At 64.5% G+C, this 21,542-nt stretch carries 20 protein-coding genes; 5 read left to right on the top strand and 15 right to left on the bottom strand.

Translation table 11 applies throughout. The features are described from left to right. Positions 1-16: 16 nt before the first annotated feature. The 5 genes from msrA to fzlA all read right to left on the bottom strand — a co-directional run bounded on the left by msrA (position 17) and on the right by fzlA (position 4,918). On the bottom strand, positions 17-526 hold the full coding sequence (gene msrA / locus VK792_RS08265; protein WP_326296991.1) for a peptide-methionine (S)-S-oxide reductase MsrA: 510 nt from the start codon (positions 524-526) through the stop codon (positions 17-19). Further along, complete coding sequence (gene msrB / locus VK792_RS08260) at positions 526-972, bottom strand: peptide-methionine (R)-S-oxide reductase MsrB (protein ID WP_326296990.1); 447 nt, start codon at positions 970-972, stop codon at positions 526-528. Before msrB ends, msrA begins: the two co-directional genes overlap by 1 nt. 91 nt (positions 973-1,063) lie before the next feature. After that, complete coding sequence (locus VK792_RS08255; protein WP_326296989.1) at positions 1,064-3,055, bottom strand: hydantoinase/oxoprolinase family protein; 1,992 nt, start codon at positions 3,053-3,055, stop codon at positions 1,064-1,066. Positions 3,056-3,098: 43 nt separating this feature from the next. After that, entirely contained in the window at positions 3,099-4,154 is a 1,056-nt protein-coding gene (queG, locus tag VK792_RS08250) for a tRNA epoxyqueuosine(34) reductase QueG (protein ID WP_326296988.1), read from the bottom strand. A gap of 92 nt (positions 4,155-4,246) precedes the next feature. Then, entirely contained in the window at positions 4,247-4,918 is a 672-nt protein-coding gene (gene fzlA / locus VK792_RS08245; RefSeq protein ID WP_326296987.1) for an FtsZ-binding protein FzlA, read from the bottom strand. 191 nt (positions 4,919-5,109) lie between these two features. On the opposite strand from fzlA, the gene VK792_RS08240 reads away from it, so the two are divergent. Continuing rightward, positions 5,110-6,783 carry a bifunctional protein tyrosine phosphatase family protein/NAD(P)/FAD-dependent oxidoreductase gene (locus VK792_RS08240; RefSeq protein WP_326296986.1) on the top strand — a complete coding sequence of 558 codons (1,674 nt, stop codon included), beginning with the start codon at positions 5,110-5,112 and terminating at the stop codon, positions 6,781-6,783. Between the two features lie 200 nt (positions 6,784-6,983). Further along, positions 6,984-8,780, top strand: a complete 1,797-nt coding sequence (locus VK792_RS08235) for a SulP family inorganic anion transporter (RefSeq protein WP_326296985.1) — start codon at positions 6,984-6,986, stop codon at positions 8,778-8,780. On the opposite strand, the gene VK792_RS08230 is transcribed toward VK792_RS08235, so the two are convergent. The 3 genes from VK792_RS08230 to VK792_RS08220 all read right to left on the bottom strand — a co-directional run bounded on the left by VK792_RS08230 (position 8,727) and on the right by VK792_RS08220 (position 12,504). Next, a complete protein-coding gene (locus VK792_RS08230) occupies positions 8,727-9,446 on the bottom strand; it encodes a metallophosphoesterase (protein ID WP_326296984.1) in 720 nt (239 codons plus the stop codon). The genes VK792_RS08235 and VK792_RS08230 overlap by 54 nt on opposite strands. 143 nt (positions 9,447-9,589) lie before the next feature. Then, positions 9,590-11,188, bottom strand: coding sequence for a phosphoglycerate dehydrogenase (gene serA, locus VK792_RS08225; RefSeq protein WP_326296983.1), 1,599 nt, complete (start codon positions 11,186-11,188; stop codon positions 9,590-9,592). A gap of 161 nt (positions 11,189-11,349) precedes the next feature. Further along, entirely contained in the window at positions 11,350-12,504 is a 1,155-nt protein-coding gene (locus VK792_RS08220; RefSeq protein WP_326296982.1) for a phosphoserine transaminase, read from the bottom strand. A gap of 341 nt (positions 12,505-12,845) precedes the next feature. Here VK792_RS08220 and serB point away from each other — a divergent pair, with 341 nt between their 5' ends. Continuing rightward, positions 12,846-13,715 (top strand): phosphoserine phosphatase SerB, encoded by an 870-nt coding sequence (serB, locus tag VK792_RS08215; RefSeq protein ID WP_326296981.1) that lies wholly within the window; start codon positions 12,846-12,848, stop codon positions 13,713-13,715. On the opposite strand, the gene VK792_RS08210 is transcribed toward serB, so the two are convergent. The 4 genes from VK792_RS08210 to VK792_RS08195 all read right to left on the bottom strand — a co-directional run bounded on the left by VK792_RS08210 (position 13,712) and on the right by VK792_RS08195 (position 15,327). Beyond that, entirely contained in the window at positions 13,712-13,975 is a 264-nt protein-coding gene (locus VK792_RS08210; protein WP_326296980.1) for a DUF6455 family protein, read from the bottom strand. The genes serB and VK792_RS08210 overlap by 4 nt on opposite strands. After that, positions 13,972-14,280, bottom strand: a complete 309-nt coding sequence (locus VK792_RS08205) for a DUF6455 family protein (RefSeq protein WP_326296979.1) — start codon at positions 14,278-14,280, stop codon at positions 13,972-13,974. The genes VK792_RS08210 and VK792_RS08205 overlap by 4 nt, the downstream gene beginning before the upstream one ends. Continuing rightward, positions 14,277-14,537, bottom strand: coding sequence for a DUF6455 family protein (locus VK792_RS08200; protein ID WP_326296978.1), 261 nt, complete (start codon positions 14,535-14,537; stop codon positions 14,277-14,279). Before VK792_RS08200 ends, VK792_RS08205 begins: the two co-directional genes overlap by 4 nt. Positions 14,538-14,622: 85 nt before the next feature. After that, on the bottom strand, positions 14,623-15,327 hold the full coding sequence (locus tag VK792_RS08195; protein WP_326296977.1) for a M48 family metallopeptidase: 705 nt from the start codon (positions 15,325-15,327) through the stop codon (positions 14,623-14,625). A 136-nt stretch (positions 15,328-15,463) separates the two neighbouring features. On the opposite strand from VK792_RS08195, the gene VK792_RS08190 reads away from it, so the two are divergent. After that, on the top strand, positions 15,464-15,694 hold the full coding sequence (locus VK792_RS08190) for a DUF8831 family protein (RefSeq protein WP_326296976.1): 231 nt from the start codon (positions 15,464-15,466) through the stop codon (positions 15,692-15,694). Positions 15,695-15,961: 267 nt separating this feature from the next. After that, on the top strand, positions 15,962-17,650 hold the full coding sequence (locus tag VK792_RS08185; protein ID WP_326296975.1) for a thiamine pyrophosphate-requiring protein: 1,689 nt from the start codon (positions 15,962-15,964) through the stop codon (positions 17,648-17,650). A 4-nt stretch (positions 17,651-17,654) separates the two neighbouring features. Here VK792_RS08185 and VK792_RS08180 read toward each other — a convergent pair whose 3' ends face one another. Genes VK792_RS08180 through VK792_RS08170 form a run of 3 tightly spaced genes read right to left on the bottom strand, consistent with a single transcriptional unit; the run spans position 17,655 to position 21,429 of the window. Continuing rightward, positions 17,655-18,605, bottom strand: a complete 951-nt coding sequence (locus VK792_RS08180) for an ABC transporter ATP-binding protein (protein WP_326296974.1) — start codon at positions 18,603-18,605, stop codon at positions 17,655-17,657. Beyond that, positions 18,602-20,485, bottom strand: coding sequence for a dipeptide/oligopeptide/nickel ABC transporter permease/ATP-binding protein (locus VK792_RS08175; protein ID WP_326296973.1), 1,884 nt, complete (start codon positions 20,483-20,485; stop codon positions 18,602-18,604). The genes VK792_RS08180 and VK792_RS08175 overlap by 4 nt, the downstream gene beginning before the upstream one ends. After that, the gene (locus tag VK792_RS08170; RefSeq protein ID WP_326296972.1) at positions 20,482-21,429 is read right to left on the bottom strand and encodes an ABC transporter permease; all 948 of its coding nucleotides are present in this window, start codon (positions 21,427-21,429) and stop codon (positions 20,482-20,484) included. Before VK792_RS08170 ends, VK792_RS08175 begins: the two co-directional genes overlap by 4 nt. Positions 21,430-21,542: the final 113 nt, after the last annotated feature.

The following is a 21,542-nucleotide window of genomic DNA, read 5'->3' as shown; positions in this document are numbered from 1 at the left end:
ATTCGCAGGGCTGCGCCTATTCCGCGGCGTCGCGCTTCGGCAGCACCCAGTCGGGGCGCGGGAAGTGGCAGGTATAACCGTTGGGGATCCGCTCCAGGTAATCTTGATGCTCCGGCTCCGCTTCCCAGAAATCGCCCACCGGTTCGACCTCGGTCACCACGCGACCCGGCCACAACCCCGATGCGTTCACATCCGCGATCGTGTCTTCGGCCACCTGTTTCTGCGCTTCGTCGACGAAATAGATCGCCGAGCGATAGCTCATCCCAAGGTCGTTGCCTTGCCGATTGACTGTAGTAGGGTCATGAATCTGAAAGAAAAATTCCAGCAACCGGCGATAGGTGATCTTGTCCGGGTCAAACCAGATCTCGATCCCTTCGGCATGGGTGCCGTGGTTGCGATAGGTGGCGTTGGGCACGTCCCCGCCGGTATAGCCGACGCGGGTCTTCGACACCCCCGGCAGCTTGCGGATCAGGTCCTGCATGCCCCAGAAACACCCCCCCGCCAGAACGGCGCGTTCAAGGCTCATCAGATATCCTCCACTTGGTCGATATAGTCGCCATAGCCTTCGGCCTCCATCTCATCGCGGTGGATGAACCGCAAGGAAGCCGAGTTGATACAATACCTTAGCCCACCCCGATCCATCGGCCCATCGGGAAAGACGTGGCCAAGGTGGCTGTCGCCATGGGTGCTGCGCACCTCGGTCCGGATCATGCCGTGGCTCAGGTCACGCAGTTCGTGAATGTGCGACGGCGCGATCGGCTTGGTAAAGCTGGGCCATCCACATCCCGATTCATACTTGTCCGACGAGGCAAACAGCGGCTCTCCGCTGACCACGTCGACATAGATGCCCGGTTCCTTGTTGTGCAGGTATTCGCCTGTACCGGGTCGTTCCGTGCCGCTTTCCTGCGTGATGCGGTATTGTTCCGGTGTCAGCGCGGAAATGGCGTCTGGATCCTTTTTGTAGCGGGTCATGTTACCCTCCGGTGTGGTTCCCATGAACATAAGATGGCGCGATGCGTGACAAAGCAAAGCCTTGTTGCAACCCCCTCGCCAAGCTGTACCCTTAATCCGCGACCCGCGCCCGGCCCGAGGCTTCGACGGTCAGCTCTGCCTCGACAAAAACCTCGCGCGATTCGATCTGGACAAGGCGCACATCGCGGGTGACCGCACAGGCGATCCCCGCCGCACCCGCCGCCTCTGCCTCGGCCCGCGCGTCGCATTCCAGCGCGGTTTGCAGGCAGGTCAGGGCCTCCTCCAACGCGCCGAAATCTTCTGGCCCGGCGGCCAGATGCACACGAAACCGGCCTTCGGACGGCGCGGTGACGGTGCCGCTGCGGCGCACGGTGATGCGCCCGACGACAGCGCCGATCGCATTGGCGACCTCGGCGTGGCGCGGCAAGATCATCTGCGCGTTCAAGGCGTTGCCCACCGCGGGATAGTAGCACCCGGCAGACGCCCCCAGCCCGATCACCGGCACCGCAAGCGCGGCGTTCAGGGTCAAAAGCCCGCTGTATCCGGACAGCGCCCGCTGCAACAACGGATGCCGCGACAGCGTGTCGGGGTCTTCGTCCCAGCCGTCTTCGGCAAAGGCGCTTTGCAGCAGGGCCAGCGCGGTTTGACGGGTCAGCTGGTCAATGATCATCTGCCCAAGTGCCTGTGGATCGGGCGCCAGCATTCCGCCATGGCCGACCCGCCGCCGCGCCATCAGCCGCAACGCCAGCTCCGCCGCCTCGATGTTCCAGTCTGCCAGCCGGCCCAGCACATGCGCCGCGTCTGTGGGCGTAACACCCGACACCTGCACCAGCCCGCGATCCACCAGCCGGGTCAGAGCCTGCCCTTCCAACCGGGTGCGCAGCAGCTTGCCCACCGGTACAGGGGCGTCGCCTAGCCGGTCCAGAACGGCCTGGTCGCGCTCTGCCAGACCGGCGCTGTCCTGCCCCTGAACCCGCAACGCGAACTGCCCATCGTGTTCGGACGGCGCGGGGCGCGCCAGTTGCTCCTCCAGTGCCGGGATCACCGCGTCGGGCGCGGTCTGCGCCACCAGCGACACCGGCAATACCCGGCGCGGGCCCAGCGTGACACCGCCCTGCAAACCTTCGGTCACCGGCACCACCACGCTGTCCCCGCCCAGTCCGTGGGTGCGCATCGCCACCGCTTCGACCATCGTCCGCCAGCCACCGACCCGCGCCCCGGCGGGGTCGATCGCGGGCCGCCCGTCGCGCAGCAGCGCAATGTCCGTCGTGGTGCCGCCAATGTCGGACACCAGCGCCTCGTCCGCCCCGGTCAGCCAGCGCGCCCCCACGATAGACGCGGCGGGACCAGAGAGGATGGTTTCGATCGGCCGCTCCATCGCCTGCGCCGCCGACATCAAGGCGCCATCGCCCCGCACCACCATCAGCGGCGCGTCGATCCCCATGGCGCGCAGCCCGTCATCCGCCCGGCCGATCAGCCGGTGGGTCAACCCGATCAACCGCGCGTTCAGCACGGCGGTCAGCGCCCGTTTCGGCCCGCCCAGCCTGGCCGACAGTTCGTGCGAACAGGTGACAGGCCGCCCGGTCACCCGGCGCAGGGTTTCGCGCGCCGCGACCTCGTGCGCGGGGTTGCGGGTGGCGAATTGCGCCGCGACGGCAAAGGCCGACACCGGCTGCGCCCGCGCCCAGTCCGCCAACCTGTCCAGGTCCAGCGGCGCGACCTCGGCCCCGGCATGGCTGTGACCGCCGTCCAGCACGATCACCGGATCGCCCGCCAGCGCGCGCGACAACCCGTGGCTGTCCAGGTCTTTCTCGGCAAAGCCGATGAACACCAGCCCGACGCGCTGGCCGTGCCCCTCGACCAGGGCGTTGGTGGCCAGCGTGGTGGACAGCGACGCCATGGCGATCTGGTCCGGCGCGACCCCGGCCTGGTCCAGCACCGCGCGCACTGCGGCGGTGATCCCGTCGGCCAGATCGTGCCGCGTGGTCAGGGACTTGGCGCTGGCCAGAACTTCGGCCTCGTCGCGGATCAGCACCGCGTCGGTATAGGTGCCACCGGTATCCACACCCAACAGGATTGCCATGCGTCGCGTCCTCTTCTTGCCTGCCCTTCGGATCGCAGCGCAATCAGCCCGCGTCCCGCCCGTTTGCGACCTGTAACAGCCGTTCCACCGCCCAACGCGCCGCATCCGCCACCGTCGCATCGGGATCGGCGGTCAGGTTCCGCGCCACCGGCAGCAACGTGGCGTCCCGCGAATTGCCAATGGCATAAAGCACGTTGCGCACGAACCGGTCCCGCCCGATCCGCTTGACCGGGCTGCCGGAAAACTTCGCCCGGAATGCGGCATCGTCCAGCGCGGCAAGCTCTGCCAGCCGCGGCGCCAGCAAGTCGTCGCGCGCGTGGTACTTCGCCTCCTGCGCCACCTGCGCGAACTTGTTCCACGGACAGACTGCAAGACAATCGTCACAGCCATAGATCCGGTTTCCCAGCAATGGCCGCAACGCCGGATCCACGGGCCCGTGATGTTCGATCGTCAGATAGGAAATGCAACGCCGCGCATCCAGCCGGTAAGGCGCGGGAAAGGCCGCGGTCGGACAAATGTCCTGGCACGCGGTGCACCGGCCGCAATGGTCGCGCCCGGGCGCATCCACCGGCAGCTCCAGCGTGGAGAAGACCGACCCGATGAAAAACCAGCTGCCCAGCTCGCGGCTGACAAGGTTGGTGTGCTTGCCCTGCCAACCCAGCCCCGCCGCCTGCCCCAACGGCTTTTCGGCCACCGGCGCGGTATCGACGAACACCTTCACCGCGCCACCCGCCTCGGCAATCAGCCAGCGCGCCAGCCGCTTCAGCCGCTTCTTGACCACGTCGTGGTAATCGCGGTTCTGCGCATAGACGGAAATCGCCGCCCGATCAGGCCGTTGCAACACGTGCAAGGGGTCGTGCGACGGCCCGTAATTCTCGGCCAGAACGATCACCGATCGCGCCTCGGGCCACAATGCCGACGGGTCCGCCCGCCAGGCCACCCGCTCCGCCATCCAGCCCATCCGGCCATGATAGCCCTCGGCCAGGAAAGCCTCCAGCCGTGCCGGTACCTCGGGCAGATCGCCGGGCCGGCAAATCCGGCAGGCGGAAAACCCCTCGTCCAACGCCCGTGCCACCAGCCTGTCCTTCAGATCAGACAAATCCGCGCCCTGCATCATCTTGCCGGAAAATATCCCGGGGGTGAATGGCAGCTTGCTGCCAGAGGGGGCTGGCCCCCTCCGCCCGGCCGGGATCAGAAATCCAGGTCGGCATAGTGCGCCGGCGGCCGGAACCCGGGGATCTGGTCGGCCAGGATGCTGCGGAACGCCGGGCGGGACTTGATTTTCGCGTACCAGTCCTTGACCACGTCCGACCGGTTCCAGTCCACGTCCGAGATATAGTCGAGCGACGACAGATGCGCGGCGGCGGCGAAATCGGCCAGCGTCATCACGTCACCGGCAAGCCAGCGGCGGTGTTCCAGCAGCCAGGCCATGTAGTCCAGGTGATACTTGATCGCCCGTGCGCCGGATTTCACGTTGCCGCTGTCGGGAAAGCCCTTGCCTATGATCTTCTTGTTGACCCGCTCATACAGCAGTTTCGACGTGACCTCGTTGTGGAACTTGTCGTCGAACCAGCCCACCAGCCGGCGCACCTCATAGCGCGCCTCGGCGCTGCGGGGCATCAATGAGGGTTCGGGAAACGCCTCTTCCAGGTACTCGCAGATCGCGGCGCTTTCGGACAGGACAAGGTCGTCCAGTTTCAGCACCGGCACCTTGGCCGCCGGGTTGCGTCGCAGGAAATCCGCGCCCATCTCCCAATACCGTTCCTCGATCAGTTCGCAGTCGATCTTTTTCTCCGCCAGGCTCAGCCGCACCTTGCGGCAGAACGGTGACAGCGGAACATGATAAAGCTTGGCGACGGGCATAAGGGTGATCCGGACGGGAAGATACGTTTCCTACTTGCCGCGAACGCGGGCGCAGTTCAACCTTTCGCAAGACAACGGGGCAAGGTTTCGCTGCCTAGTATCCTGTGACACCGTGCCACGAAAATAGGGGTTAGTCATTCGTCTTTTCGAATGTATAAGCCCCAGCCATACCACGCGAGGAGGAAATGCGCATGGACATCAAGCCAATTTCTCCCGATATCTCTGTCGCCCCGCAGATCCAGCCCGAAGAGCTGGCCGAACTGGCGTCGCAAGGATACCGGGCAATCATCTGTAACCGGCCCGACGGTGAAGGCGCAGACCAACCCACCTTTGAAGAAATGGCCGCCGCGGCCCGTGCAGTCGGGCTCGAAGCGCGCTATCTGCCGGTTGTCTCGGGCAAGGTGCAGGACAGCGATGCCGAAGATTTCGGCAAGGCGCTCCGGGAACTGCCCGGCCCGATTCTGGCCTATTGCCGCACCGGCACCCGTTCGGCCACTTTGTGGTCGCTCAGCCAGGCGTCGACCATGGCACCGGCGGAAATCCTGACCGCAGCCAAGAACGCGGGCTATGACATGGCGGGCGTCGTACGCCGCATCGTCAATGGCGGCAAGACTCCCACGGACACTGGCGACGCGAAATTTGACGTGGTTATCGTTGGCGGCGGCGCGGCGGGCATCTCTGTTGCGGCCAGCCTGAAGTCGCGCAAGCCTGACCTCGACATTGCCGTTCTGGACCCTGCCGACATCCACTACTACCAGCCGGGCTGGACCATGGTTGGCGCTGGCGTGTTCGAACCGCAAAGCACCGCCCGCACCATGGGCAGCCTGATCCCCAAGGGTGTGCACTGGATCAAATCCGCTGTTGCCGCGTTCGAACCGCAGAACAATGCCGTGATCCTGGACGGTTGCCGCGTGGTGAAATACGACCGCCTGGTGGTTTGCCCGGGGCTGAAGCTTGACTGGGGCAAGGTCGACGGGCTGGTGCAGACGCTCGGCAAGAACGGCGTTACCTCCAACTATCGCTATGACCTCGCGCCCTATACCTGGGAACTGGTCAAGGGGCTGAAGTCGGGCAACGCGATCTTCACCCAGCCGCCGATGCCGATCAAATGCGCCGGCGCGCCGCAAAAGGCGATGTATCTGTCGGGCGACTACTGGTCGAAGGTTGGCCGCCTGAAGAATGTGGACATCCAGTTCATGAATGCCGGTGGCGTTCTGTTCGGGGTCAAGGACTATGTCCCGGCGCTGGAAGAATACGTCAAGAAATACGATGCGACGCTGAACTTCTTCCACAACCTGATCGCCATCGACGGTCCGGGCAAGACCGCGACTTTCAAGGTCGCCAAGCCCGATACAGAGGCGACAGAGGTGACCGTCGACTTCGACATGATCCACGTGGTGCCGCCGCAAGTCGCCCCCGATTTCATCCGGGTGTCGCCGCTGGCCGATGCCGCGGGCTGGGTCGATGTCGACCAAAGCACGCTGCGCCACAAGTATTACGACAACATCTGGTCGCTGGGTGACGTGATGAACGCGCCGAACGCCAAGACCGCCGCCGCGGCGCGGATGCAGGCGCCGATCGTGGCCGAAAACATCGTCGACGATATCAAGGGCATTTCGCCCACCGCGATGTACAACGGCTATGGCTCGTGCCCGCTGACCGTTGAACGCGGCAAGATCGTTCTGGCGGAATTCGGCTATGGCGGGACGCTGTTGCCCAGCTTTCCCAAGTGGATCCTGGATGGCACACGCCCAACCCGCAAGGCCTGGATCCTCAAGGAACAGATCCTGCCGCCGGTCTATTGGAAGGCGATGCTGCGCGGCAAAGAATGGATGGCCAAACCCGAGAAGGTTTCGGCAAAGTAATCCCTGTCTGATGACTTTCAAAACGCCCCGGGCAACCCCCGGGGCGTTTTTTGTCTGCGTCAAACCCGCCCACATCAGCGGCCGTTCGGCAAATCATACATTTTTTGCTTCACTTATTCTGGTTTCTGAATGTATAGCGGCCCCACCTGATGATTCCCCTGTGCGCGGGGCAAGGGCCCGCGCCGCAACAGGAAGTGCCCATGAACATACCCAAGATAACCCGCGCGTCTTTCGAACGGCATCTGCCGATCCTGACGTGGTCCAAAACCTATGATCGTGACACGCTGACCAGCGACCTCGTGGCCGCCGTCATTGTGACGATCATGCTGATCCCGCAATCGCTGGCCTATGCGCTGCTGGCTGGCCTGCCGGCGGAGATGGGGCTTTATGCGTCGATCCTGCCGCTTGTCGCCTATGCCGTCTTCGGCACCTCGCGGGCGCTGGCGGTTGGTCCCGTGGCGGTCGTGTCGCTGATGACGGCGGCCGCGGTCGGCAATCTGAACCTTGCCACCCCGGCGGAATATGCCGCTGCGGCGATCACGCTGGCCTTTATCTCGGGCATCATCCTGACGGTGCTGGGTGTGTTCCGGCTTGGCTTTCTTGCCAACTTCCTCAGCCACCCGGTGATCGCCGGCTTTATCACCGCGTCGGGCATCCTGATCGCCACGTCTCAGATGAAGCATATCTTTGGCATCAAGGCTGAGGGTCACAACCTGGTTCAACTGGTCTGGAGCTTGCTGGAGCATCAGCAAGCCACCAACGTGATCACGCTGTTCATCGGCGTATCGACCGTGGCGTTCCTGTTCTGGGTCCGCAAGGGGCTCAAGCCGCTGCTGCTGGCTGCGGGTCTGAAACCGCGCCTGGCCGATATTCTGGCCAAGGCAGGTCCGGTGGCGGCGGTTGCCGTGACCACGCTGGCGACCTTCATTTTCGGCCTGCATGACAAGGGGGTCGCCATCGTGGGCGAGGTGCCGATGGGCCTTCCGCCGCTGACGCTGCCGGCCTTCGATCCGGCGATGTGGAGCCAGCTGTTCATTCCGGCGCTGCTGATCTCGATCATCGGTTTTGTGGAATCGGTGTCGGTTGCACAGACCCTGGCGGCGAAGAAACGCCAGCGCATCATCCCCGATCAGGAACTGGTGGGTCTGGGCGCGTCCAACATCGCGGCGGCGGTGTCGGGCGGCTACCCGGTGACCGGTGGCTTTGCCCGGTCTGTCGTGAACTTCGACGCCGGCGCGGAAACCCCCGCCGCCGGTGCGTTTACCGCTATCGGCATCGCGCTGGCCGCGCTGCTGCTGACCCCGCTGCTGTTCTTCTTACCGAAGGCCACGCTGGCGGCCACCATCATCGTGGCGGTTCTGTCGCTGGTCGACCTGTCGATCCTCAGCCGCGCCTGGGGCTATTCCAAGGTTGATTTCGCTGCCGTTGCCGCCACCATCTTCCTGACCCTGGGCTTTGGTGTCGAAGTGGGCGTCAGCGCCGGTGTGATGCTGTCGATCGGGTTGTTCCTGTACAAGACCTCGCGCCCGCACGTGGCAGAGGTGGGCCTTGTTCCTGGCACCCATCACTTCCGCAACATCCTGCGGCACGAGGTGGAAACCATCCCCGGTGTCGTCACCCTGCGTGTCGACGAAAGCCTGTACTTCGCCAACGCCCGGTTCCTGGAGGACTATGTCACCAACCGGGTGATCAAGGACACGACGCTGCGCGATGTGGTTTTGATGTTCTCGGCCGTGAACGAAGTCGACATGAGCGCGCTGGAAAGCATGGAAGCGTTGAACCACCGGTTGAAAGACATGGGCATCCGCCTGCACTTCTCCGAGGTGAAGGGCCCGGTCATGGACCGCCTTAAGCGCAGCCATTTCCTGGACGAGATCGAGGGCAAGGTTTACCTGTCGCAGTACGATGCCTGGACCGCGCTGCGGAATCCGCACCTGCCACCGTCACAGACGGGCGCGGCCAACGCTGCTGAGGGTCCAGCCCTCGCGGCCCAGTAAAAGAACAGGGATCAGGGGGCGTCCATAGCCGGCGCCCCCGTCCACGTTCACGTGATTGCCGCAATGCACCGGCGCTTCGGTGGGGGTGTGGCCGTGAACGACAAGCCGACCGTGGTCGCGCGGATCATCCAGAAATTCATCGCGGATCCAGATCAGGTCATCCTCGGTCTGTTGTTGCAGCGGCACGCCGGGCCGGATCCCCGCGTGGACAAAGACGTGATCGTCGGTCAGGTGCGTCGTATCGAGGGATTCGAAAAACGCGATATGCGACGGCGGGATCGCCTGCAGCGCGTCGGCATGGATGTCTTCCAGCGCTCTGCGTTCATCCGCATCAACCCCGTAGGACTCCAGCGTCGCACGACCGCCGACAACCGGTGCCAGCCAGTTGCGCGGCGTTTTCATCCGCGGATCGGCGTAGTGCGGATCCTTCAGGAACCGCAGCAGGAACCGGTCGTGGTTGCCCATCAGCGGGATCCAGGGGCGGCCCGCGGCAATCCCGTCCAGCAGCATGTCGATCACGCCGCGGCTGTCGGGTCCGCGGTCGGTGAAATCGCCCACCAGCACCACCGGGGCGCCTGCGTGTTCGTCCCGTTCGATCAGGTCGAAGGCGTTTTCAAGCATCTCGCGTTGGCCGTGAACATCGCCGATGGCGTAAATTGGGGGCATCCTGGGTCCTTTCGTTGTTTCCTGCGTAACGGGTTGCCCTGGCATCGAAAAGGGTTCGGACTGCAAAGTCTGGCGTTTTGTGGTGGGAATGAAAAACGCCGCCCCGGTCGGGGCGGCGTTTGTTCGTTTCGCAAAGGATGCGTTCAGGCCACGTCGAATTCCAGCGGCTTGATCTGGCGGAACAGGCCGGTTTCGGCCAGCTTCGCCCGCGCCTCTGCCGAGACCGGTTCGTCGACGTAAAGCAACGCGATGGCTTCACCGCCGGCAACGGCACGGCCCAGGGTAAAGTTCGCGATGTTGACGCCGTGATCGCCCATGGTCTTGCCCAGCACGCCGATGATGCCCGGCACGTCTTCGTTCGTGGTATAAAGCATGTGCGACCCGATCTCGGCGTCGATGTTGATGCCCTTGATCTGGATGAAGCGCGGCTTGCCATCGCTGAACACGGTGCCCGCGATGGACCGTTCGCGCTTGTCGGTGACCACGGTCAGCTTGACGAAGCCTTCGAAAGCGCCCGACTTGGCCTGGTTGGTGGTCGAGATCTGGACGCCGCGTTCACGGGCGATCAGCGGGGCCGACACCATGTTCACATCGGGGTTCACCTGCTTCATGATCCCCGCGATGGCCGAACAGTTCAGCGCTTCCAGGTTCATTTCGGCCACGACACCGTCATACAGGATGTTGATTGCCTTGATCGGTTCATCGGTCATCTGGCCGATGAAGCTGCCCAGGTGATCGGCCAGTTTGATCCACGGACCCATGACCTTGGCCTCTTCGGCGGTGACGGACGGCATGTTCAACGCGTTCTGCACCGCGCCGGTCAGAAGGTAGTCGGCCATCTGCTCCGCGACCTGAAGGGCCACGTTTTCCTGTGCCTCGGTGGTGGCTGCGCCGAGGTGCGGGGTGCAGACGACGTTGGGCAGGTTGAACAGCGGGTTTTCCTTGGCCGGTTCTTCGGCGAACACGTCAAAGGCGGCACCGGCGACGTGGCCCGATTTCAGCAGGTCGGCCAATGCGTCTTCGTCAACCAGGCCACCGCGGGCACAGTTGATGATGCGCACGCCTTTCTTGGTCTTTTCAAGGTTTTCGCGGCTCAGGATGTTGCGGGTGCCATCGGTCAAGGGCACGTGCAAGGTGATGAAGTCGGCACGCTTCAGCAGAACGTCCAGATCGTCGATCTTCTCGACCTGCATCTTCTCGGCCTTCTCTTCCGAAAGGAAGGGATCGTAGGCGATGACCTTCATCTTCAGGCCGCGGGCGCGGTCGCAGACGATGCCACCGATGTTGCCCGCGCCGATCACGCCAAGGGTCTTGCCGGTCAGTTCGACCCCCATGAACTTGGATTTTTCCCATTTGCCAGCGTGGGTTGAGGCCGACGCTTCGGGGATCTGGCGAGCCACGGCGAACATCATCGCGATGGCGTGTTCGGCGGTGGTGATCATGTTGCCGAACGGCGTGTTCATGACGATCACGCCTTTCTTCGATGCCGCTTCCTTGTCGATGTTGTCGGTGCCGATGCCGGCGCGGCCGATCACCTTGAGGTTGGTGGCGTTTTCAAGGATCGTCGGGGTCACCTTGGTGGCCGAACGGATGGCAAGACCATCGTAGTTGCCGATGATTTCTGCCAGCTTTTCCTTGTCCTTGCCGACTTCGGGCATGAAATCCACGTCGATGCCGCGATCACGGAAGATCTGGACGGCGGCGTCGGACAGTTTATCAGAGATGAGTACCTTGGGAGCCATGGATCTGGTCCTTTCGAGGGGGGCACAGCCTATGCACATTCCATGCACAAACCATGCATACGATTGATGAGTATCGGGGTGGCTGGACCGGTGCGCAGGGCGCAGCGGTCAAACCGGCGTGTCTGGAAACCGGCCCCAGGTCACGCCCGGGGCGCGGTGGATCAGGCGGTTTCGGCCAGGGCTGCGATCTCGGCGTTGAACGCCCATTCGAGCCACGGCAGCATTGCCTGGATGTCCGAGGTTTCGACCGTACCGCCACACCAGATCCGCAGACCGGCCGGGGCGTCGCGATAGGCCCCCACGTCGAGCGCCGCGCCTTCGGCTTCCAGCCGCTTGGCCACGGCTTTGGCAAAGGTGGCGCCATCGGTGATGCGCGGATCGGTGAACTTCAGGCAGACGCTGGTGTTCGACCGGGTCGCCGGGTCAACCGCCAGGTTGTCGATCCAGTCGCGGGCTTCGCAGAAATCCCAGATTGCCTGCGCGTTGGCATTGGCCCGGGCGATCAGGCCCTGCAGCCCGCCGACCGACCGCGCCCAGTCCAGCGCGACGAGGTAATCCTCGACCGCGAGCATCGACGGGGTGTTGATGGTTTCGCCCTTGAAGATGCCTTCGATCAGCTTGCCGCCCTTGGTGAGGCGGAAGATTTTCGGCAGCGGCCAGGCCGGGGTGTAGCTTTCGAGCCGTTCGACGGCGCGGGGCGACAGGATCAGCATGCCATGGGCCGCTTCGCCGCCCAGAACCTTCTGCCAGGAGAAGGTCACGACATCCAGCTTGTCCCAGGGCAGGTCCATCGCGAAGGCGGCGCTGGTGGCGTCGCAGATGGTCAGGCCGTCGCGGTCTGCGGGGATCGCATCGCCATTGGGAAGGCGCACACCCGAGGTGGTGCCGTTCCAGGTGAAGACCACGTCATTGTTGAAATCGACCGTCGCGAAATCGACGATCTCGCCATAGGCAGCGGTCTTGACCTCGGCGTCGATCTTCAGCTGCTTGACGACATCGGTGACCCAGCCCGAGCCGAAGCTTTCCCAGGCCAGCATTTCCGCCTTGCGGGCACCCAGCAGCGACCACAGCGCCATTTCGACGGCGCCGGTGTCCGAGGCCGGCACGATGCCGATTCGGTAGTCGGCCGGCACGCCCAAAAGCGCGCGCGTTTCCTCGATGGCGGCCTTCAGCTTGGCCTTGCCGATCGCGGCGCGATGCGAGCGCCCAAGCGCGGCATCCGACAGATTGTTCAGATTGAAAGTGGGGATCTTGGCGCAGGGGCCAGAGGAAAAACGCGGATTTGCCGGCCGCGTTGCCGGTGCATTGGTAGCCATGTCGGTCTAACCTTCCAGATAGAAGCCCCTCGTTGGGGAGGGGTGTCCCACCGCCGCGTTTACGGGGGCTTGCGGTGACTCGCAAGTCGGAAAAAACGCCCGGATGGACGTTTTCGGGCGCTGATCTTCTGGCGATGGAGCGGATCGGAAACTTTTGGTTATGAAGTCAAAGACGCCGCCGCGCACGGCGCAGGCAGGGTCGGCCTGTCGTCTTCCTTCGGAAACGCAACAGGCGGCGGGCGCGCCTGGCCGGTGCGGCGCGCAAGACGACGCAGGCGCGCGGTCTGGCGCTTTGGTCATGTCGTCGCTATGGGAGGCGCGACATTTCTGGAGGCTGGCCAATGTATGTTGCTGTTCTGATCTCACGCCCCGGCGGGCTGGAACCCCCCATGGTCGAGGCGTTGCGCAATGCCTGGGGCGGCGGTGTCGCGGTCTGGCTGAACCCCGGCGAGGCGGCAGAATTCGATCTGCCTGTGTTGCCTGACACCCTTGATGCGGTGCGTACCGATCTGGATTCGGTCGGGGTCGATGTGAACGTTCTGCCAAGCGCGGGGCGGCGCAAGGCGATGTTGCTGGCCGACATGGATTCGACCATGATCCAGCAGGAATGCATCGACGAACTGGCGGACGAGGCCGGGGTCGGCGCGCGGGTGAAGGACATCACCGCCCGCGCGATGAACGGGGAGCTGGATTTCGAAGGTGCGCTGACCGAACGGGTCGGTCTGCTGAAGGGGCTGCCGGTGTCGGTGATCGACCGGGTGCTGGACACCCGGATCACCTTCATGCCCGGTGGGGCGGCCCTGGTGGCGACGATGAAGGCAAACGGCGGCCACGCGGCCCTGGTGTCGGGCGGCTTCACCGCCTTTACCGCAAGGGTGGCGGCGGCGCTTGGCTTTGACGAAAACCGCGCCAACACGCTGTTGACCGATGGCGATCTGCTGAGCGGCGAGGTGGGCCGCCCGATCCTGGGGCGCGAGGCCAAGGTTCAGGCGCTGAAAGAGATCACCGCGCGGTTGGGGCTGTCGCCTGCCGATGTGCTGGCGGTGGGTGACGGGGCGAATGATCTGGGGATGCTCGGACTGGCAGGGATGGGTGTGGCCCTGCACGCCAAGCCGTCGGTTCAAGCCCAGTGTGCCTTGCGGGTGAACCACGGTGACCTGTCGGCGCTGCTGTACCTGCAGGGCTATGCCCGGTCGGATTTCGCCGCCTAGTGCAGCAGGTTCAGACGGTTGAGTTCCGATGCGTTGCGGCAGCCGTCTGGGGCCGTGCGTGACAGATCGGTGCGCGAGGCCAGCCATTCGGTGCATTGGTTCGTGAGCGGGCAGCCGCGGCAGCGGGTGATCATTTGCGCATAGGCTTTTTCGCTGAGCCGGCCCGAGGCCATTTCATCGGCAAGGTTCAACCCCATGACCCGCGCCACGCTGCGCGTGATCCAGAAATGACGGGTGGGATCGCCAAGGTGCAGTGTCATTTTGCGTTCGTCCTGTAGTTTGCCCGCAGCCGCGCAAAGCGTTCGTGGTTCACGCAGGTTTGCGGAACGGCGCGCGGGCGCTCGGTGCCGGGATGGTCAAGCCAGTGATGGCATCCTTCGGTCCAGGCACAGCCCCGGCAGTGCTGCACCATCGAAGCCCAGTCAGCGTTCGTCAGTTCACCGTCATCCATCGCGGCGACCAGATCGGTGCCGGTGGCTTTGGCCATGCGCTGAACCAGCCAGAAATGTTCGTTCTCGTCGCCCAGCGGTTCAAACGGGCGGTGTTCCGGGGATGGCTGGGTCATGGATGGCTGTTCCGCAGATCGCCGAACAGTTCCGCGTTGCGGCAATAGCCGGGCGGGTCGCTGGCCTGTGGGCCGGTGTCCAGCCAGTGTTCGCAGGAATCGGGGTTGGTACACCCTGTGCAGCGCAGCACCGCATCGTCGATTTCGCTGATCGTCAGGTGGCCGCGCAGGGCCTCTTCTTCCAGGTCGATGCCCAAGGCGTCGGCCATCCGGTCTACAAGCTGGGCGTGTCTCCGTAGGGTCTTTGTCGACTGCATGGTCTTTCCCCCTTCGCGCTGAAGTGCATGAACAGCACCTTAGCAGTCCTGGCCGGATCGACCCTTGATGCAGGTCAATGGCGGGTCACAAGGCGGCCGCGGTCCGGCGAACTGCCTCGATTCGCGCCGCATTCGGGGGATGAGTGCCCAGGAATTTGTCGCCGGGGTCGGGCAGACGCGTAAAGAATTCGGCGCCGCGCACCGGGTCAAAGCCTGCGCGAATCGCGATCACCGTGCCCAGGCGGTCGGCTTCGAGTTCGAATTCCTTGGAAAAGCTGCGTGCCCCCAGGCTGGCGCCCATCTGTTCGGCATTGCGCACCGCGTCGGCGCTTCCTCCGCCAAGTGCGGCCAGCCCTGAAAAGATCAGCGCCCCGACCGCGGCGTTCTGCTGCGCCCGGCCAAGGTGGCCCGCGATGTGATGCGACGCCTCGTGCCCCATGACAAAGGCCAGTTCATCGGCATTCTGCGCGCTCAGAATCAACGCAAGGTTGAAAGCCAGAATCGGACGACCGTTGGCATCGACGGTCTGGAAGGCATTCGGCGCTTCGCCGGGGGTGTCATCGACAACGATCTGGTAATCGCAGTTCACGCCTCGGGTGGCGCGCCGGCATTCTTCTTCGGCAACAGGTTCGACACGGTCGACAACCGACACGAATTGCTGTGCGGCGCGCTGCGCCAGCGCGCGGACCTCGCCCCGGGACAGATCTTGCCTCTGGGGTATGGATTGCGTTGTCTGGATCGGCTCGCAGGCGGCCAGGGCGATGACGATGAGAACGAGCAACCAACGCATGAAAGTTTCCGGTTAGGGCAGGGGCATTTCTGAAAATAGGTACAGCGCCGGTGCCGTACCAGTCAAAACTGGGTCATCGTGACGGCTTGGGCGGGAAACCTCTTGCGTGCGGGGACGGGCGCGTTAGGCTGAGCGCATGTTCAGCATCGAGCACGAATTCGACTCCACCGTCGTGACCCTGGTAGACGAGGGCGAAGCGCCCTTGATGGAAGATATCGTCGTCAACAGCTTTGCCGAATGCATCACCGTGGAACAGTACGATCCGCGGGAAGACCGGGTGAACCGTATTACCCTGTCAATTTCGCAGATGCGCGACCTGGCTGCTGCGATCGAACTGCCCGAAGGGGTCTATTCCCGGATCAAGTGACCCGGTTTCACAACCCTGTCGTGTCTCTGTCACGGAACCGAGATGTTCGCCCCGTATCGCGGACGCAGGTTCCATGCTGCTGCCGGATTCGACCGATGACCGAACTTGATCCTCTTCGTTTTGTGCTGCGTTGCCTGTTCGAGCGTTGCGAAAGCTCTGTCTTTCAGCAGGCGCGCCGCTGGGCATTCGGGCTGAGCGCCCGCTGACCCACTGGCCAACCGCGCCGTTTCGCGCCAGTCTGCCCGCAAACGCAGGGGAGGGCGCGATATGGCACAGATCACGGCGGGCGCGGCGCTGGTTGCGCGTTTGGGGCGCCTTGGCGTCGATTGCATCTTTGCCAATTCCGGCACCGATTTCCCGCCGATCATCGAAGGCCTGGCAGAGGCCGCCGCGAAGGGCATGGCGCTGCCGCGCGCGGTGACTGTGCCACATGAAACCGCGGCTGTCGCCATGGCGCATGGCTATACGCTGGCCACAGGCCGGGCGCAGGCGGTGATGGTGCACACCAACGTGGGGCTCGCGAATGCGGTGATCGGCACGATCAATGCGCGGGCCGACAACATTCCGATGCTGCTGTTTTCGGGCCGCACGCCGACGACCGAGGCCGGGCGCTTCGGCGCGCGGACCGTGCCGATTGGCTGGGGGCAGGAAATGTCGGATCAGCATGCGCTGGTCCGGGAGCCCTGCAAATGGAACTATGAACTGCGGTTTCCTGAACAGGTGCAGGACATGACCGACCGCGCCCATGGCATTGCGCATTCGGTACCGCGCGGCCCGGTCTATCTGTCGCTTCCGCGCGAGGTCTTGTGCGAGACCGTCGATCTGCCTGAGGTGCCGGCGCAGATGGCACCGTCGTCGCCGATGGCCCATCCCGGCGACATCGCCGAGGCGGCGCGGCTGATCGCCGGGGCGCAGTTCCCTGTGATCTTTGCGCAACGCGGCGCGGGATCGTCAGAGGCGTTCGAGGCGCTGTCGGCCACGGTGGATCGCTGGGCCATTCCGGTCTGCCAATACTGGTCGCTGCAACTGGCGTTGGCCAGTGATCACCCGATGGCCACCGGCCCCGATCCGGCGCCGTTGCTGGCGCAGGCTGATGTGGTTGTCGTGCTGGAAGGGCTGGCGCCGTGGATGCCTGACGCGCATGCGCCAAGGGCCGATTCGACGGTGATCCAGATCGGCCAGGACCCGTTGTTTGCCCAGACACCGGTACGGAATTTCCGGTCGGACTTGTCGCTGGCGGGGGATCTGGGTTGCAATGTGGTGGCGCTGTGCGCGGCGCTTGACCGGCTTGATCCGGGCGACCGCAGCGCGCGCCGCGCTCGGGTTGCGGCAACCAGCGCCGCGCGGTGGGATGCGGTCGACAACCAGATTGCCGCGGACGGGCGCGGCCCCGCCCTGACCAAGCGCTGGGTCAGCGACCGGCTGGCGCGGCTGTCGGGCGACCATCGGGTGACGATTTTTGGCGAACTGGGGGCGCAACTGCCGGCGATGCGGCTGAGCGATCCGCAAGCCTGGTTCGAAAGCCCGCATTCGGGCGGGCTGGGTTTTGGCCTGCCGGCCGCAATGGGGTTCCACATGGCGCGGCCAGACCGGCTGACCATCGCGACGGTGGGCGACGGATCATACATCTTTGCCAATCCGCTGGCGTGTTTGCAGGTCGCCAAGGCGCAGGGGCTGTCGCTGCTGGTTGTGGTGCTGAACAATTCCGAATGGGGCGCGGTGCGGGCATCTGTCAGCGGGCTGTACCCCGAGGGTTATGCGGTGAAGGCCAACGCCGTCCCGTTGACCGATCTGTCCCCGTCGCCCGATTTCGCCGTGGCCGCGCAGGCCTGCGGCGCGCTGGGCCTGTCAGCCGACAGCCCCGAAACGTTCGAGACCGCGCTGGCCAGGGCGGTGGCCCACGTCACGGCCGGGCAGGGCGTCGCGGTGATCGACGCCACCGTGCTGCGCGACTGAGCCGTCAGAGCGGGTGGTGACAAGCCACCTGAACGCCGTCGACATCGCGCAGCTTGGGCACGTCTGCCGCGCAGCGGTCCGAGGCAAAGGGGCACCGCGCCCGGAAGGCACAGCCCGATGGCGGGTTCAGCGGATCGGGCAGTTCGGTTTCCCGCCCTTCCGGCGCCTTCAGGTCACGGCCCACCACCGGCGCGCTTTCGGCCAGCAGTTTGGTGTAGGGGTGGCGAGGACTGGAGAATATCCGTGCCGCCGGCCCGATCTCGACCACTGCGCCAAAATACAGGACGGCGACCCGGTCGCTGACAGCTTCGACCACCGCAAGGTCATGACTGATGAACAGGTAGGTCAGGTTGAACCGTGCTTTCAGATCGCTGAGCAGGTTCAGAACCTGCGCCTGCACCGAAACGTCCAGCGCCGATACCGGCTCATCCAGGATCAGGATGCGGGCATCGGCGGCCAGCGCGCGGGCGATGCCGATCCGCTGGGCCTGACCGCCGGAAAATTCATGCGGATAGCGATCGAGGAATTCTTCGCGCAGGTTCACGGCGGCAAAGATTTCGCGGATCCGTGCAGCGCGTGCCTCGGCGTTCATCCGGTGCAGGTGGCGCAGCGGGGCTTCCATGATCTGACGGATGGTCTTGCGCGGGTTCAGACTGCTTTGCGGATCCTGAAAGACATACTGGATGCGCCGCCCGAAAACGGCTGGATCGGCGTTGTCGAGCGGTTCGCCATCGATTTCGATCGTCCCGGTGGTCGGTGGCAGCAGCCCGACAAGCATCCGCGCCAGCGTGGACTTTCCACAACCGGATTCGCCCACGATGCCAAGCGTTTCGCCCACCGGCACCGACAGCGTTACCGGCTGCACCGCGTGGACAAAGGCGCGCGGCGGCCCGATCAGGCGCTTGCCCACCGGGAACGCCTTGCTGAGGTCGGTCAGTTTCAGCGCTTCGGTCATGACGCGGCCTCGTGTTCCGGCAGGGGTTCGGGGGCGATGCAGCGGATCTTGCGCCCGCTTTCCTCTGTCAGCTCTATGGTGCCATGGCGGCAGGCGTCGGTGGCCTTGTGGCAGCGGTCGGCAAAGGCACAGCCATCGGGCAGCCTGTCGACAACCGGCGGGAGGCCGGGAATGGCGGCCAGGGTGCGGCGACCCTGACCCAGTTCCGGCACACAGGCCATCAGCCGTTTGGTATAGGGATGCCGCGGCGCATGCAGAATGGCCTCGGTATCGCCCTCCTCGACGATCCGGCCGGCGTACATCACCGCGACACGGTCACACAACTGCGCCACCACGCCAAAGTCATGAGTGATAAAGAGGATGGCCAGCCCGCGTTCGCGCCGCAAATCATCCAGAAGGGACAAGATCTGCGCCTGCACCGTCACGTCCAGCGCGGTTGTGGGTTCGTCGGCGATGATGACCTCGGGGTCATTGGCCAGCGACATGGCGATGCCCACGCGCTGGCGCATCCCGCCCGACATTTCGTGCGGATAGTTCGACAACCGGCTTTCGGCATTCGGAATGCGCACCGATTTCAGCAGGTCCAGTGCCTTGGCGCGGGCCTCGGCCACGCTGACGGGGTGGTGCGCACGGATCGCCTCGATCAGCTGGTCGCCAACGGAATACAGCGGGTGCAGCGTGGTCAGCGGATCCTGAAAGATATAAGCGACGCGGTGTCCCCTCAGACCGCGCAGAACCTCGTAAGGTGCGCCGATCAGATCGTCCCCCTTGTAATACACCGCGCCGCCGGTGATGACCCCGGGAGGAGAGGCCACCAATCCCATGATGGACAGGGCCGTCACGGATTTGCCCGATCCGCTTTCGCCGATCAGCCCGAGGCATTCGCCGGGGCGGACCGACAGATCGACGCCGCCGACCGCCTTGTAGATCCGGGTCTTGACGTGAAACTGGGTCTGAAGCCCGCAGAGCTGCAACAAGGCTGTCGCATCGGCTGCCGGCACCGGGTCTTTCCGATCGACCATCGTGGTCGGCATCGGGCGGGACAGCGCCCCGGACTTCAGCCGGGGATCCAGCGCATCGCGCACCCCGTCACCCAGCAGGTTGATCGCCATCACGATGATCAGGATCATCGCCCCCGGCACCACCGAGGTATGCGGGTTGGTGATCAAGGCTGACCGCGCCTCGCCCAGCATCGACCCGAGATCGGCCTGTGGCGGCTGGCTGCCCAGCCCAAGAAAGGACAGGCCTGCGGTTTCCAGGATCATCCAGCCCACCGTCGTGGACATCGCAATCACGATCACCGGGATGACGTTCGGCACCACTTCGGTGACGATGATCCGGGCGTTGGTCATGCCCGACAGCCGGGCGGCATCGACGAATTCCTTGTGCGCAATGCCCACCGTCACGCCGCGAATGTTGCGGGCGAAGAACGGGATGTTGACCGCCGCAACCGCAATCAGCGCATTCATCAGCCCCGGCCCCAGCGCCGCCACGATGGCCAGCGCCAGCAGGATATAGGGAAACGCCATCAGCATATCGACGCCGCGCATGATCAGGTTGTCGGTGCGCCCGCCATAGAACCCCGCAATCACGCCGATCGTGGCGCCGATCGTGGCAGCGACCACGGCGGCGGTGAACCCCACCGCCAGCGACAACCGCGTACCCCACATCAGCCGGCTCAGCAGGTCGCGGCCCAGGTGATCGGTGCCCAGCGGCGCGGTGTCCGAAAACGGTTTCAGGAACCGGTTGGCGGTGTTGGTGACATCCGGGTCCGCCAGCGGCAACAGCGGGGTGATCAACGCCAGCAGAACGACGACCGCCATCACGATCAGCCCGGCCAGCGCCAGCCGGTTGCGCGACAGCAGGCGGAAAAAGCTCATGTCTTGATCCTCGGGTCCAGAAGGCTCTGCGCCACGTCCACCGCGATGTTGAACAGGACATAGCAGGCGGCGACGAACACCACTCCGCCCTGCACCAGCAGGATGTCCCGCTTCAGGATCGCGTCGACCAGCATCCGGCCGACACCCGGCCACTGGAACACCATCTCGATGTAGACCGCGCCGGACAGCACGAACCCGGCCTGGATGCCTAATACCGGGATGATGCTGACCATCGCCGCACGCAGCGCGTGGCGCCAGATCACGCCGCGTTCGGTCACGCCCTTGGCGCGCGCCGTACGAATGAAATCCTGTCGCAGCACCTCCAGCATGGCGGATCGCGACAGACGTGCGATAACGCCGGTGGCCACCACCGCCAGCGCGATCACCGGCAAGGTCATGTGGCTGGCCAGAGCCGCGGCATCGCGCGCGCCGTAGATCGGCCACATGCCGGACACCGGGAACCAGCGCAGCCTGACCGCGAAGATCAGGATCATCATCATGCCCAGGAAAAAGCTGGGGATCGAAATGCCCAGCAGCACCACGAAGGTGATCAGCTTGTCGGCCCAGCCATATTGCCGCGCCGCAGACACCACACCGGCCGCGACCCCCAGGATCGAACACAGCATAAAGGCCGCCCCGGCCAGCACAAGCGTGGCGTTGAACCGCTCCAGCACCTCGTCCAGAACCGGACGATTCAGGCTGAAGCTGCGGCCGAAGTCACCCTGCAACATATTGCTTAGCCAGATAAAGTATCGCGGGATCAAGGGCTTGTCCAAGCCAAGGTCGCGATTCAGCTTCTCGACATTCTCAGGCGTCGCATAGGAACCCAGGATGGCGGTCGCCGGGTCGCCCGGGATCATCGCCATGATCAGGAACACGATGACGGAAATACCCAGAAGCACCGGGATCGCCGAAAGCAGTCGCTTCAGAACATAGCCTGCCATAAGGCCAGGTCCCCCTTTTCATCATCTTGCCTGAAATATCCCGGGGGGTCTGGGGGGCAGCGCCCCCCAGCCGGGGGGGGGGGGGGCCCCCCCCCCCCGCACCCCCCCCCCCC

It is taken from the genome of Mesobacterium hydrothermale, from assembly GCF_035818635.1.
GTDB classification, from domain to species: domain Bacteria; phylum Pseudomonadota; class Alphaproteobacteria; order Rhodobacterales; family Rhodobacteraceae; genus Mesobacterium_A; species Mesobacterium_A hydrothermale.
This window is presented reverse-complemented; position numbering and strand designations above follow the sequence as displayed.

Bases quoted from the DNA above. Each gene is read 5' to 3' on its own strand.
- msrA (WP_326296991.1), bottom strand. From the start codon at position 526: ATGAGCCTTGAACGCGCCGTTCTGGCGGGGGGGTGTTTCTGGGGCATG.
- msrB (WP_326296990.1), bottom strand. From the start codon at position 972: ATGACCCGCTACAAAAAGGATCCAGACGCCATTTCCGCGCTGACACCG.
- VK792_RS08255 (WP_326296989.1), bottom strand. From the start codon at position 3,055: ATGGCAATCCTGTTGGGTGTGGATACCGGTGGCACCTATACCGACGCG.
- fzlA (WP_326296987.1), bottom strand. From the start codon at position 4,918: ATGCCCGTCGCCAAGCTTTATCATGTTCCGCTGTCACCGTTCTGCCGC.
- VK792_RS08240 (WP_326296986.1), top strand. From the start codon at position 5,110: ATGGACATCAAGCCAATTTCTCCCGATATCTCTGTCGCCCCGCAGATC.
- VK792_RS08235 (WP_326296985.1), top strand. From the start codon at position 6,984: ATGAACATACCCAAGATAACCCGCGCGTCTTTCGAACGGCATCTGCCG.
- VK792_RS08230 (WP_326296984.1), bottom strand. From the start codon at position 9,446: ATGCCCCCAATTTACGCCATCGGCGATGTTCACGGCCAACGCGAGATG.
- serA (WP_326296983.1), bottom strand. From the start codon at position 11,188: ATGGCTCCCAAGGTACTCATCTCTGATAAACTGTCCGACGCCGCCGTC.
- VK792_RS08220 (WP_326296982.1), bottom strand. From the start codon at position 12,504: ATGGCTACCAATGCACCGGCAACGCGGCCGGCAAATCCGCGTTTTTCC.
- serB (WP_326296981.1), top strand. From the start codon at position 12,846: ATGTATGTTGCTGTTCTGATCTCACGCCCCGGCGGGCTGGAACCCCCC.
- VK792_RS08210 (WP_326296980.1), bottom strand. From the start codon at position 13,975: ATGACACTGCACCTTGGCGATCCCACCCGTCATTTCTGGATCACGCGC.
- VK792_RS08205 (WP_326296979.1), bottom strand. From the start codon at position 14,280: ATGACCCAGCCATCCCCGGAACACCGCCCGTTTGAACCGCTGGGCGAC.
- VK792_RS08200 (WP_326296978.1), bottom strand. From the start codon at position 14,537: ATGCAGTCGACAAAGACCCTACGGAGACACGCCCAGCTTGTAGACCGG.
- VK792_RS08195 (WP_326296977.1), bottom strand. From the start codon at position 15,327: ATGCGTTGGTTGCTCGTTCTCATCGTCATCGCCCTGGCCGCCTGCGAG.
- VK792_RS08190 (WP_326296976.1), top strand. From the start codon at position 15,464: ATGTTCAGCATCGAGCACGAATTCGACTCCACCGTCGTGACCCTGGTA.
- VK792_RS08185 (WP_326296975.1), top strand. From the start codon at position 15,962: ATGGCACAGATCACGGCGGGCGCGGCGCTGGTTGCGCGTTTGGGGCGC.
- VK792_RS08180 (WP_326296974.1), bottom strand. From the start codon at position 18,605: ATGACCGAAGCGCTGAAACTGACCGACCTCAGCAAGGCGTTCCCGGTG.
- VK792_RS08175 (WP_326296973.1), bottom strand. From the start codon at position 20,485: ATGAGCTTTTTCCGCCTGCTGTCGCGCAACCGGCTGGCGCTGGCCGGG.
- VK792_RS08170 (WP_326296972.1), bottom strand. From the start codon at position 21,429: ATGGCAGGCTATGTTCTGAAGCGACTGCTTTCGGCGATCCCGGTGCTT.